This window comes from Chitinophagaceae bacterium, assembly GCA_016710165.1.
Lineage (GTDB): Bacteria > Bacteroidota > Bacteroidia > Chitinophagales > Chitinophagaceae > Ferruginibacter.
The window spans coordinates 710,237-722,090 of the sequence record JADJLJ010000001.1; the positions used below are offsets into that span (position 1 = coordinate 710,237).

General features: G+C 45.5%; 10 protein-coding genes, 1 tRNA gene and 2 pseudogenes. 9 read left to right on the forward strand and 4 right to left on the reverse strand.

What is annotated here, in order from left to right:
* Positions 1 to 17 precede the first annotated feature (17 nt).
* Complete coding sequence (locus IPJ02_03110) at positions 18 to 1,604, reverse strand: peptide chain release factor 3 (GenBank protein MBK7374573.1); 1,587 nt, start codon at positions 1,602 to 1,604, stop codon at positions 18 to 20.
* Positions 1,605 to 1,819: 215 nt separating this feature from the next.
* On the opposite strand from IPJ02_03110, the gene IPJ02_03115 reads away from it, so the two are divergent.
* From IPJ02_03115 to IPJ02_03130, 4 genes are all read left to right on the forward strand, one after another.
* Positions 1,820 to 2,695, forward strand: a complete 876-nt coding sequence (locus IPJ02_03115) for a hypothetical protein (GenBank protein MBK7374574.1) — start codon at positions 1,820 to 1,822, stop codon at positions 2,693 to 2,695.
* A gap of 68 nt (positions 2,696 to 2,763) precedes the next feature.
* Complete coding sequence (locus IPJ02_03120) at positions 2,764 to 4,008, forward strand: ABC transporter permease (GenBank protein MBK7374575.1); 1,245 nt, start codon at positions 2,764 to 2,766, stop codon at positions 4,006 to 4,008.
* Between the two features lie 77 nt (positions 4,009 to 4,085).
* Positions 4,086 to 5,126, forward strand: a complete 1,041-nt coding sequence (tsaD, locus tag IPJ02_03125) for a tRNA (adenosine(37)-N6)-threonylcarbamoyltransferase complex transferase subunit TsaD (GenBank protein ID MBK7374576.1) — start codon at positions 4,086 to 4,088, stop codon at positions 5,124 to 5,126.
* 154 nt (positions 5,127 to 5,280) lie between these two features.
* On the forward strand, positions 5,281 to 5,994 hold the full coding sequence (locus tag IPJ02_03130; protein ID MBK7374577.1) for a methyltransferase: 714 nt from the start codon (positions 5,281 to 5,283) through the stop codon (positions 5,992 to 5,994).
* Positions 5,995 to 6,092: 98 nt separating this feature from the next.
* Here IPJ02_03130 and IPJ02_03135 read toward each other — a convergent pair.
* Positions 6,093 to 7,291, reverse strand: a pseudogene (locus IPJ02_03135) (alanine dehydrogenase).
* Positions 7,292 to 7,473: 182 nt separating this feature from the next.
* Between IPJ02_03135 and hscB the strand changes: the two are divergent.
* From hscB to IPJ02_03160, 5 genes and pseudogenes are all read left to right on the forward strand, one after another.
* On the forward strand, positions 7,474 to 7,971 hold the full coding sequence (gene hscB / locus IPJ02_03140) for a Fe-S protein assembly co-chaperone HscB (GenBank protein MBK7374578.1): 498 nt from the start codon (positions 7,474 to 7,476) through the stop codon (positions 7,969 to 7,971).
* 59 nt (positions 7,972 to 8,030) lie between these two features.
* Positions 8,031 to 8,114 (forward strand) — tRNA-Leu (locus IPJ02_03145).
* 44 nt (positions 8,115 to 8,158) lie between these two features.
* A pseudogene (locus IPJ02_03150) lies at positions 8,159 to 8,402 on the forward strand (GIY-YIG nuclease family protein).
* Between the two features lie 141 nt (positions 8,403 to 8,543).
* The gene (locus IPJ02_03155; GenBank protein ID MBK7374579.1) at positions 8,544 to 8,957 is read left to right on the forward strand and encodes a GIY-YIG nuclease family protein; all 414 of its coding nucleotides are present in this window, start codon (positions 8,544 to 8,546) and stop codon (positions 8,955 to 8,957) included.
* On the forward strand, positions 8,936 to 9,184 hold the full coding sequence (locus IPJ02_03160) for a GIY-YIG nuclease family protein (protein ID MBK7374580.1): 249 nt from the start codon (positions 8,936 to 8,938) through the stop codon (positions 9,182 to 9,184). Before IPJ02_03155 ends, IPJ02_03160 begins: the two co-directional genes overlap by 22 nt.
* A gap of 181 nt (positions 9,185 to 9,365) precedes the next feature.
* Here IPJ02_03160 and IPJ02_03165 read toward each other — a convergent pair whose 3' ends face one another.
* Together IPJ02_03165 and IPJ02_03170 are read right to left on the reverse strand one after the other, a co-directional pair.
* Entirely contained in the window at positions 9,366 to 10,427 is a 1,062-nt protein-coding gene (locus IPJ02_03165) for a cysteine synthase family protein (GenBank protein ID MBK7374581.1), read from the reverse strand.
* Between the two features lie 201 nt (positions 10,428 to 10,628).
* Entirely contained in the window at positions 10,629 to 11,846 is a 1,218-nt protein-coding gene (locus IPJ02_03170; protein ID MBK7374582.1) for a tetratricopeptide repeat protein, read from the reverse strand.
* Positions 11,847 to 11,854 lie beyond the last annotated feature (8 nt).

An 11,854-nucleotide genomic window follows, 5' to 3' on the forward strand; every position in this document is an offset into this window, starting at 1 on the left:
ACTTAAACCCCGCTACCCTACTTATGTATCTCACTCGTAAAATGAAATTCAATATCTGGGTTGTTCTGTATCTCGGTATTTAAGAACCATTCGCTTTGCGCCAGGTAAACCAGGTGGCCGTCTTTATCCTCGGCAATATTGGCCTGTTTGTACCGAATGAAATCATCCAGTTTCTTAGGGTCTTTACTTACCAGCCAGCAGGCTTTGTAAAAGGGCAGGTTGTTCATCTGAACAGACGCCCCATACTCCTGCAAAAGGCGGTATTGGATCACTTCAAACTGTAGCTCTCCCACACAACCAATGATCTTCTTATTTCCTCCAAACTGTGTGAACAACTGTGCCACTCCCTCATCAGTTAGCTGCAACAATCCCTTCTCCAACTGCTTGGTTTTCATCGGATCTTTATTCACTACCTCTTTAAATATTTCAGGTGAGAAACTGGGTATGCCGGTGAAGTAAAAATCCTCTCCCTCGGTGAGGGTATCGCCTATTTTAAAGTTGCCGGTGTCAAATAAACCCACCACATCTCCCGGGTAAGCTTCTTCGATCACATCCTTCTGCCGGGCCAGGAAACTATATGGGTTACTGAACCGAAGGTCCTTGTCATTCCGTACGTGGTGGTAATATTTATTGCGTTCAAATTTCCCGCTGCACACCCGCAGAAAGGCGATCCGGTCCCGGTGCTTGGGATCCAGGTTGGCATGTATCTTGAAAACGAACCCGCTGAATTTATCTTCCCCCGGTTTAATATCCCGGGTAGTGGTATGCCTTGGCCGGGGGGTGGGCGCAATGCGGATGAACGTATCCAGCATTTCTTTCACACCAAAATTATTAACGGCACTTCCGAAAAATACAGGGGCCGTTTTTCCACCCAGGTAATCGGCTTCAGCCAGTTCTCCATAAACACCATCAATAAGTTCCACATCTTCCCGCAATGTAGCGGCATCCTTCCCTCCTATTTTTGCATCCAGCAGGCCGTCATTAAGATCTGTGATCTCCACTACATCTTCGTCATTTGCCCTGGTTCCTGCGGTAAATAATACCAGGCTCTTTTTGTTCAGGTCATATACCCCTTTGAAATCCTTGCCGCTGTTGATGGGTATGGTCATCGGGTGCAACTGTATCTTTAACTCGTTTTCAATTTCTTCCAGCAGGTCAAAACGGTTCTTGCCATCCCGGTCCATTTTATTGATGAACACGATCACCGGGGTATTGCGCATGGCGATCACTTCCATCAACCGCCTTGTCTGAGCTTCCACCCCGTTCACACTGTCTATCACCAGTACCACACTGTCAACCGCCGTCAGCGTGCGGTATGTATCCTCGGCAAAGTCCTTGTGCCCGGGTGTATCCAGCAGGTTTATCAGGTATCCCTGGTATTCAAAGGTCATTACGCTGGTTGCCACGCTGATGCCACGCTGCCGCTCGATCTCCATGAAATCGCTGGTGGCATGCTTTTTTATCTTATTACTTTTTACCGCACCCGCAGTTTGTATGGCGCCCCCAAAAAGAAGGAATTTCTCTGTAAGGGTCGTTTTACCGGCATCGGGGTGAGAGATGATGGCAAAGGTTTTACGCTTATTTATTTCGCTGATGTACTTCATAAGACCTTACTCCTGCCCTATCCGGGGAGGAGGATGTTTGTGTTTGATTAAATTAAATTTCGTTGATTATGGAATTCCCCACGATTATAGCCTGTTGTTTTTGAGGCGCAAAGGTAAGGGATGATGGATAATGCCTGTTATAAATAGAGATATTATCCTATATTTGCCACAACATTATCCCTGTTGAAATCGTTTTGAAACATTACCCTTTTATTATGAAGAATCTTTTTGCAAAACTGCTTCTGGTACTTACCTGTATATTTTTTGTTTTCTTCCTGCTGGAATTCATGCCCCTAAAGGGCAAACAATACAAAACAGGACTGAATGAGTCCTTTGATCCTGCCCTGATGCAGCTTGATAGTAAACAGAAAATTACCCGTTACTGCGACAGCATCCTTTCTGACCGGCAATCTGCAATACCGGGCCTGGACAAAGATTCGCTGTTCACAGATATCGCATCACTCACGATCCGGAACAGATTTTACCATGATAATGCTGAATATGGGATCGGAAACAATTTTGTTGCCCTGTTCCTGCAACCCTTTTTCCGGGATAAAGAGGTCACGCCCATTGTAGACGTGGACGATCTCCTTAAACTGCCGGCAGCAATCTGCGGTCAACAATCCAGGGTTCTGGCATCCGTACTCAGAAACCATAACATCCCCGTCAGGAAGGTATTGTTCGACCATCCCTCTTTTGGCGGGCATTATGCCCTGGAGGTATTTTACGGAGGAAGATGGCATTTTTTCGATGTGGATAAAGAACCTGAGCTGGAATGGCTGCAGCAGGCCGATCGTCCCTCCGTGACCACGCTACAATCCCATCCCGAATACCTGGCAAAAATGTATAAGAAAGACGATCCCAAAGTGATGGCCGATCTTTTCTCAACAGCAATAACGGAGAACTTTGAAAAGGTAGAAGGCCGTAACCTGCTTCTCTTTCAACGGGTGACAAAATTCCTTTCCTATACGCTATGGGCTGTTTTTTTACTGGTTTATTTCCTGGTTGAGCATCCTGCCAGGATAAAGACGGTAAATGTAATCCGGAAACTGTATCCATACAGGTGGAAATTTGCAACAGTCCGTGCATAAACAATTATTGGTTTCCGCCTGTGTATTTTGGTTTTACCAACCAATTTGCTTTCCGTAATTTTGATGAGATGCGTAAATCGCTGAACATCCTCCGCAACTCATTACGACTCACCTTCCAGGAACTGAGGGTTAATAAACTGCGTACGGCTCTTAGTCTTACCGGCGTTGCCTTTGGCATCTTCTGCATCATTGGTGTACTGGCAACGGTTAACAGCCTGGAAAGAAATATCCAGAATGAAGTGAAAAGCCTGGGAAGCAATACCATCTATATCGATAAATGGGATTACAGCGGGGGCCCCGACCAGCCTTTCTGGAAATTCAGGGCAAGGCCCATCCCGAAATTTGAAGAAGCAGACATGATCAGGCAGCGGGCCGTTCTGCTGGATGATATTTCATACCTGATGCAGACCGGGGGCAGTATATCCCATAAAGACGACCTGCTTCAGAATATACGTGTATATGGTGTGATCGAATCACAAATGACCATACAACCGATCGGTTTTGCTGAAGGCAGGTTCTTTTCTGCCAGTGAATTCAGTACCGGCACCAATGTGTGTATCATCGGGTTCACCAATGCAGAAACGCTCTTTGGCAGTACCGAACGGGCATTGGGCAAACAGATCGATGTGAAAGGAAAAAAGATGACCATCATTGGTGTCATAAAAAAGGAAGGAACCAATTTTATCGGTTGGGATTATGATGACTGCATCATGCTGCCCTATAAATTCTGTAAACAGCTGTTTGAAGAAGAATTTTCAAACCCCATACTGATCGCAAAGGGGAAAGAAGGCGTTACTACGGATGCATTGAGTGATGAACTGAAAGGCATCATGCGGCAGATCAGAAGACTGAGCCCTACCCAGGAAGACAATTTCTCCCTCAACAGTGTGGAAGCATTCAGCAAGGCCATCCAGGGATTCTTTGCCACCGTAAATGTGGTGGGTGCCATCATCGGCGGCATCAGCCTCATCGTAGGTATGTTTGGCATTGCCAACATCATGTTTGTGACCGTACGGGAAAGAACAGGTATGATCGGGCTTAAAAAAGCCATCGGTGCCAAGAAAGGTTCTATCCTTTTCGAGTTTCTGATGGAAGCCGCCCTGCTTTGCATTATTGGCGGCGCCATTGGTTTATTCTTTGTTTACATACTCACCCTCATCCTCTCGGGCCCCTTAAAGTTCCCGGTATATATTTCAATACCCATGCTCATCAGCACCATCATCATTTGCCTTACAGTAGGCGTGCTGGCCGGTATCATCCCGGCTTCACAGGCTGCCCGTATGGACCCGGTGGTGGCCATCCGTTCTAAATAATTTTACATGTTGAATTTTAAATGTTGAATTACTTTTGCCAGACCCTGTTCACATTTAAAATGTAACATTCAACATTTATCATAACCATTCTCGCCATAGAATCCTCCTGCGATGAAACATCGGCTTCGGTCTGCCGGGATGGGAAGATATTATCCAACCACATTGCCAATCAAACGGTACATGAACAATTTGGCGGGGTGGTTCCCGAACTGGCCAGCCGTGCCCACATGCAGAACATAGTTCCGGTGGTGGATGCCGCCCTGCAAACGGCCCACTGCTCACTGCAGTCGTTGGATGCCATAGCATTCACGCAGGCGCCGGGACTGATCGGTTCATTGCTGGTAGGCACGCAATTCGCAAAATCCCTTTCACTGGCTTTAGATGTCCCGCTGATCTCCGTACACCATATGCAGGCACACGTGCTGGCTAATTTAATTGGGGAAGAAAAACCTTCTTTCCCCTTCTTATGCTTGACCGTAAGCGGAGGTCATACGCAGATCGTGCGCTGTGATGCTCCCACACAACTGAAAGTGATCGGCGAGACCATTGATGATGCAGCCGGCGAAGCCTTTGATAAAACGGCAAAGATGCTGGGGCTTCCCTACCCCGGCGGGCCATTGATCGATAAATATGCAAAACAGGGCAACCCCAAACGCTTTACGTTTCCCGAACCCCGGATACCGGGCCTTGATTTCAGTTTCTCCGGGTTGAAAACATCCATTCTCTATTTCCTGAAAAATGCCGGCACAAGCAATTTATTCAAAGAAGAGTTCCGGGCAGATGAAGCAACAAGACAGCGTTTCATTGATGAGAACCTGGATGATATCTGTGCCTCTGTCCAGGAAAGGATCATCAGCATCTTATTGAATAAATTAAAGAAAGCTGCCGCTGAGACCGGCATAACAGATGTCTGCCTGGCTGGTGGCGTTAGCGCAAACAGCGGCCTGCGTAGCGCTTTCAAAGCCCTGGGGGAAAAAGAAGGCTGGAGAACATTCATACCCGCATTTGAATATTGCACCGATAACGCAGCCATGATCGCCATCACCGGGTATTTTAAATTTTTAGAGAAGGATTTTACGGAGTTGGGGGTAAGCCCCTCTGCAAGAGCGGAGTGGTAAGAAGATGACCCAAGGGGAATAGCCACAAGGCATAAGCTTGCTGATATCCAACCACTTTAAAAAAAATTACCCCCTAAATCAAGAGTTTGTTTCCTTAAAACTTGTATTTCTTATCCTGCATCCGGTATCTTGTATCCCGTATCTTGCATCCCTAATGTCAAACTCCTTTTTCCAATTCAAACAATTCACCGTCTTCCAGCACAAATGCGCCATGAAGGTTTGCACCGATGCCTGCTTGTTTGGAGCACTGGCTGCAGGGTATAAACCACAAACCACAAACGGCCTGGATATCGGAACCGGAACAGGATTATTGTCGCTGATGCTGGCTCAAAAAGATCCGGATGCGGTCATTGATGCCGTTGAACTTGGTACAGATGCGGCTCAACAGGCCAGGGAAAATTTTGCAGCATCTCCCTGGAAGGAGCGATTGAATATTTTCAATGCAGACATGCTGTCCTTTAAGACTGAAAAGAGCTACGACCTCATCATTTCCAACCCGCCATTCTTTGAAGACGACCTGAGATCCCCGGATGAAGCAAAGAACCATGCAAAGCATGATACTTCGCTCAGCCTGAATGAACTGGTACGGGTTGTTCAACAACTTCTTGCAGCTGATGGCTCTTTTGCCGTACTACTCCCTTATCAACGGGTGAATTATTTTACAGAAGAAGCAGGCAGACAGGGACTACACCTGGCTCAGCAGGTATTGGTTAAGCAAACAGAAAAGCATAATTATTTCAGGGGAATACTGTTTTTCAGCAGAAAGAAAACACAACCGGTAACCGCATCTATAAGCATTAAAGACAAGGAAGGGAATTACACACCTGAATTTGTGGCAGCATTGAAAGATTATTACCTGTACCTGTAATTGTTGATTTAACCACAAAGTGCGCAAAGTTAAACGCAAAGTTCGCTAAGAAAACATTCGTGGCAATTCGTGTAATTTGTGGCGGGCATTTTAGCATACTATAACCCGGCGTATTCCTTCATATACAGGAACGGCTCATTCAACCTACCTGCTTTCACCATGGTGGCTTTGTCGATCACGTTGCTTCCGCCGAGGCGAATATCATCCAGTACGAATTTTATCATCTGCTCGCCAAAATACCGGCTGGCATCTCTCGGTAATTCATTCGGCAGGTTCCCCACGGCCATCACGTCCACCGAACCCGGCAGGTAAGGTGCAGTAACCTGAAAAGTTTCCCTGTCCACCCCATACACCGGGTTCTCAATGGTTGAATCGCCGAGGTTGCAGGGCACGGAACCATTTCGGTCATCGGTGATATCGGCAATGGTCTTTATGCGGAAATGCTCATTCCGCAGGTCTTCCATCTCAAACAGGCGGGGGATATTCTTTTCCCAATAGATGCCATTCATGAGTATATCGGTATGCGAAAGATAATCAGCAAAGCGGCAGTTATAGTTCTGCGGGTTGGCATGAAAGTCATTGCGCATATACTTCCCGGTTTCCTTGTGAACATACAGGTCGGCGCCCTTCAGGTGCACATACACCGGGTAGGCAAACTCCGTTTCAAAATATTCATCCGGCTCCACTTCATGAATGCCCATCAGGTTCATGATCTCCAGTACCCCATGTGCCACCCGGCCGGTGCCGGTGACGGCAATTTTCACATGGGGTAGTTTCAGCCCAAATACGTATGTACCAGTTTCTGAAAACTGTTCACCGAACCAACCCTTGCCAGCTTAAAGGTCCCGGTTCGGTTCCCATAAGCCATCATGCCATTGTGCGCCCCCACGATACCGGCAAAGAAACCAAAGCCGATGATCCGGGTACCGTCCTCGTGTTCCAGGCATTCGTAATCGATCAATGTGATCTTTTTATCGAGTATGGCTTTGAATAATTGCTGGTTATAAGGCTGCATTTTCTTCGTGTGGGAAAAGAACATATATGTCTTCCCTTCCAGGAGCATGTCAATGGGTACTTCTTTGATCCCGAGCAGCAGGTCACATTCACGCATATCTTCCTTTACCTCCACCCCTGCCCTTTCATATTCAACATCGGCATAGCAGCGTTTGGATGAATGCTGGACGATCACGTTAATGTCCTCAAAATTTTTCTTCAGCCATTTGCAATGGGCCGGGGTAAGGGCTACCCGGTTGTCGTGCGGCACTTTCCCTTCCCGTATTAAACCAATTGTAAGCATCAATCGTTGAATTTGGATGGCAATTTACATTTTAGATTTTATATACAAGTTTCTTCTTCTGCCAATTTGAACTACATAGGCACATAGAAACATAGTAATACACACATAGTTCTATGTTCGCTTCTATTGTGACCTATGTGCCTATGTGGTTCAAAACTTCGTTACACTTACAATAAAAAGTGATGTTGTACATTTGCAGCATGAACTACTTCGACCTGTTTGAACTGCCCGTTTCCCTGAAAATAGACCAGGGCAGTCTTGCCCAAAAATATTTTGAGTTGCAGAAGAAATATCACCCCGATTTCTTTACACAGGCTACCGAACATGAACAGGAAGAAGCGCTGGAAATATCTTCCCAACTGAACAAGGCCCTCAAGGTCTTTAAGAATAAGGAAGAGACCATTAAGTACGTTCTGCAACTGAAGGGCCTGCTGGAGGAAGAGGAAAAATACCAGTTACCCCCGGATTTTTTAATGGAAATGATGGAACTGAATGAAGGGCTATCCGGTGATTCCTTTTTACAGGTAACAAACAGGGAGCAGGAACTGTACAGCATAGTGGAACCCATCATTGAGCATTACAATGATTCAACGGTCACTACCGCCGACCTGCTGAAACTGAAAGAATACTATTACAAGAAAAAATACATCCAGCGTATTTTGGACAGAACAGGCGGATAATGTAATATTGCAACCCCAAACGTTAATACGTATAAACGAATTAACAGATTAACGTGTAAGCCCAGATGGCGGAATTGGTAGACGCAGCAGACTCAAAATCTGCCGTTCGCAAGGATGTGCAGGTTCGATTCCTGTTCTGGGCACGTAAAAGCTTCGCTAAATGCGGGGCTTTTTTTATTTTAGAACCATGTTTACAGTGTATTCTATAAAAAGTATTCATAGGAATTACATCTATGTAGGTCTTACAAATGATATTGGAAGGCGATTTAATGAACACCAAAAGGGACAAAACAAAACCACTGCTCCTTATAAACCGTTTGTATTAATATATCAGGAGAACTTTACTACCAGATGAAGCCAGAAATAGAGAAGTTTACTTGAAATCAGGAATAGGTAAAGAGTTTTTAAAACAATTACTAAAGGGTAAATAAAGAGAGAATTGGTAGACGCAGCAGGCTCAAAACCTGCCTGCCGGCAGGCAGGTCTGCCGTTCGCAAGGATGTGCAGGTTCGATTCCTGTTCTGGGCACGTAAAAGCTTCGCTAAATGCGGGGCTTTTTTTATTTTAGAACCATGTTTACAGTGTATTCTATAAAAAGTATTCATAGGAATTACATCTATGTAGGTCTTACAAATGATATTGGAAGGCGATTTAATGAACACCAAAAGGGACAAAACAAAACCACTGCTCCTTATAAACCGTTTGTATTAATATATCAGGAGAACTTTACTACCAGATCTGAAGCCAGAAATAGAGAAGTTTACTTGAAATCAGGAATAGGTAAAGAGTTTTTAAAACAATTACTAAAAGATCAGGGTAATAAAGGGAGAATTGGTAGACGCAGCAGGCTCAAAACCTGCCTGCCGGCAGGCAGGTCTGCCGTTCGCAAGGATGTGCAGGTTCGATTCCTGTTCTGGGCACGTAAAAGCTTCGCTAAATGCGGGGCTTTTTTTATTTTAGAACCATGTTTACAGTGTATTCTATAAAAAGTATTCATAGGAATTACATCTATGTAGGTCTTACAAATGATATTGGAAGGCGATTTAATGAACACCAAAAGGGACAAAACAAAACCACTGCTCCTTATAAACCGTTTGTATTAATATATCAGGAGAACTTCACTACCAGATCTAAGCCAGAAATAGAAGTTTACTTGAAATCAGGAATAGGTAAAGAGTTTTTAAAACAATTACTAAAAGATCAGTTTAAATAAAGGCGGAATTGGTAGACACAGAAGACTCAAAACCTGCCTGCCGGCAGGCAGGTCTGCCGTTCGCAAGGATGTGCAGGTTCGATTCCTGTTCTGGGCACAAGGTAAAAAACCTTCTCAGGTGAGAAGGTTTTTTATTATATGGATGATACCTGAAAGCCAATCAGCTTATCATTATTACTTATCACCGGTGGATCGCTTTATAATCCACCAATTCCACATCCGGTGAAAGAAACCCCTCCTTTACAGGCTCCTCCTTCATCAGGTCGGTACTCAGGTATTTTTTATTACTGTCGGAAAAGACCGTGACCACATTGCAGTGTTCCATGCCCGGCATGTTCTGCAACTGTATAGCACCAATGATATTGGCGCCGGACGAGATCCCGACGGCCAGGCCCAGTTGCCCGGCTAGTTTTTGCGCCATGATAATGGAATCGCCATCTGAAACTTTTATCACTTCATCCAGCTGATCCAGGTGTACGATGGCAGGAATGAATTCATCCGATATGCCCTGGATGCGGTGTGATCCTGTTTTATAGCCCGTAGAAAGCGTAGGTGATTCAGCAGGTTCAAGCGGGTGGATCTTAATGGCGGGATCTCTTGACCGCAGGTATTTACCTGTACCCATGATGGTACCGCCGGTACCCACACCGGCAACAAATGCACCGGGTGTCACATCAACCGATTGCAACTGCATCCATATTTCCTTCGCGGTAGTCTTTTCGTGCGCTTCGGCATTATAGAAGTTCTCAAACTGCCGGGGTAGGAATATATGATCATTTTCCCGGTACATCTTTTCACTCAGGGCTATGCTGCCCAGGAAGCCACCCTGCTCTTTTGACACCAGGATGACCTCTGCCCCCAGACTTTTGATGATATCTTTCCGTTCCTTACTCAGCCAGTCGGGCATGATGATCCTAACATCATGGCCCAATGCCCTGCCGATGGCGCTGAACGAGATCCCCGTGTTGCCACTGGTGGCTTCAACAATGGTATCCCCGGGTTTTATTTTGTGGAACTGGTATGCCTGCTGTAAAATATAAAGTGCCATACGGTCCTTTATGCTGCCTGTAAGGTTATAATGTTCGCACTTTACATAGATTCTCCTGGTATCCTTTTTATAGCGATAGGTGATCTCCAGCATGGGGGTATTGCCAACGAGTTCCCAGAAGTGCTGGAATTTGTTTGCCAGTTTCTTTCCCGCCAGTTCGGGAGCTATGTTCTCATAACAGGTGTAATCTTTCATGTTACTGCGGGTTTATGAAACCGGGCGTTGTTATTTACAACGCCGGGTAATTTAATTAACTGTTTGGCAGTTCCTGTTTAGTTAATTCAATTTTTTTCATTCTCCCGGTAATACAGGTTACGCATGCACCGGCTAAGAGTTCGTAAAAAATGAAACGACCTTGCTGAAGGCAAAGCAGGGTGGAAAGTTACTGCAGAACATCTAAAATCCGCCAAAAAGCGCCGGGTATTTCGCCAGGGTCTCCTTCGTAAAATATTTCTTCACCATCCCTTTAAAATCTTCCAGCATCCGCACATTGTTCAGGTTCTTATCAGTTTGCCAGTGATCCAGTTCCACCATGCGCTTGTTCAAAGCGATATCCAGGTTTTTAATGGCTTCGGCAGGTTGCTTGCCCATACTGTAGGCTGCGCCCAGGTTATAATAGCCCCAGTAATCATCGGGCAGGTATGCTACCTGGTTCCGGAACAGGACAATGGCCTCGGGTATTTTTTTCTGGTTCAGCAGGCTGTAGCCGTAGCGCTGCAGGATATCCTTTTCCTGCTTATTCAACTGGTATGCTTTATTGTAAAAGAATTCGCTGCTGTCGTACCGGTTAAGCTGTAAATAATAGATATCCGCTGTTCCCTTATAACCATTCCATTCATTTGGCAGCAGCACATTGTATCGTTTAAATGCAGCGATCGCCTCACTGCTCTTATGCTGGCTTCCGTAAATGACCCCCAGGTTAAAATACACATTGGCATTGTCCGGCTGCAATACCGTCACTTTTTTAAAATCTGCCAGTGCCCCCTCCATATCATTCATCAAAAATTTTGCATTGCCCCGGTTCAGGAATGCAGCCGCTAAGGAGGGGTCAAGTTCAATGGCCTTGCTGAAATCCCTGATAGCTGCTGCATACTCTTTCAGGATGTTCTTTGCATTGCCCCTGCCCATGTACCCATCTGCACTGGCGGGCTGCAGCTCAATACATTTTTCATAATCGGCAATGGCAGCATTGTAATTCCTGGCAGCGTATTGTGCAACGGCCCGGTTCTTATAGGCAGTGAAATAAGCCGGGTCGGCTGCAATGGCCTTTGTATAATCCTGCAGGGCCTCTGCCGTCTTATTGAGACGGTAATAAACAAGCCCCCGGTCGTTGTATGCATTGGAATAAGATGGGTTCAGTTCGATGGCTTTGCTGTGATCTTTTATGGCACCTTCATAATCCTTGAGTGCATATTTTACCAATCCCCTGTTATGCAATGCTTTTTCATTCGTTGCATCCAGTTCAATGGCTTTATTGAAGTCCAGTAAGGCACCGGCATAATCCTTTGCTTTGAACTTTACCAGTCCCTGGTTATTATACCCGGTGGAAGTTTGTGCAGAAACCGGCCCGGCACAAACAACCATACCGAAGAGCAGCAACAATATTTTTTTCATAACGATCA

Bases quoted from the DNA above. Each gene is read 5' to 3' on its own strand.
- IPJ02_03110 (MBK7374573.1), bottom strand. From the start codon at position 1,604: ATGAAGTACATCAGCGAAATAAATAAGCGTAAAACCTTTGCCATCATC.
- IPJ02_03115 (MBK7374574.1), top strand. From the start codon at position 1,820: ATGAAGAATCTTTTTGCAAAACTGCTTCTGGTACTTACCTGTATATTT.
- IPJ02_03120 (MBK7374575.1), top strand. From the start codon at position 2,764: ATGCGTAAATCGCTGAACATCCTCCGCAACTCATTACGACTCACCTTC.
- IPJ02_03130 (MBK7374577.1), top strand. From the start codon at position 5,281: ATGTCAAACTCCTTTTTCCAATTCAAACAATTCACCGTCTTCCAGCAC.
- hscB (MBK7374578.1), top strand. From the start codon at position 7,474: ATGTTGTACATTTGCAGCATGAACTACTTCGACCTGTTTGAACTGCCC.
- IPJ02_03155 (MBK7374579.1), top strand. From the start codon at position 8,544: ATGTTTACAGTGTATTCTATAAAAAGTATTCATAGGAATTACATCTAT.
- IPJ02_03160 (MBK7374580.1), top strand. From the start codon at position 8,936: ATGTTTACAGTGTATTCTATAAAAAGTATTCATAGGAATTACATCTAT.
- IPJ02_03165 (MBK7374581.1), bottom strand. From the start codon at position 10,427: ATGAAAGATTACACCTGTTATGAGAACATAGCTCCCGAACTGGCGGGA.
- IPJ02_03170 (MBK7374582.1), bottom strand. From the start codon at position 11,846: ATGAAAAAAATATTGTTGCTGCTCTTCGGTATGGTTGTTTGTGCCGGG.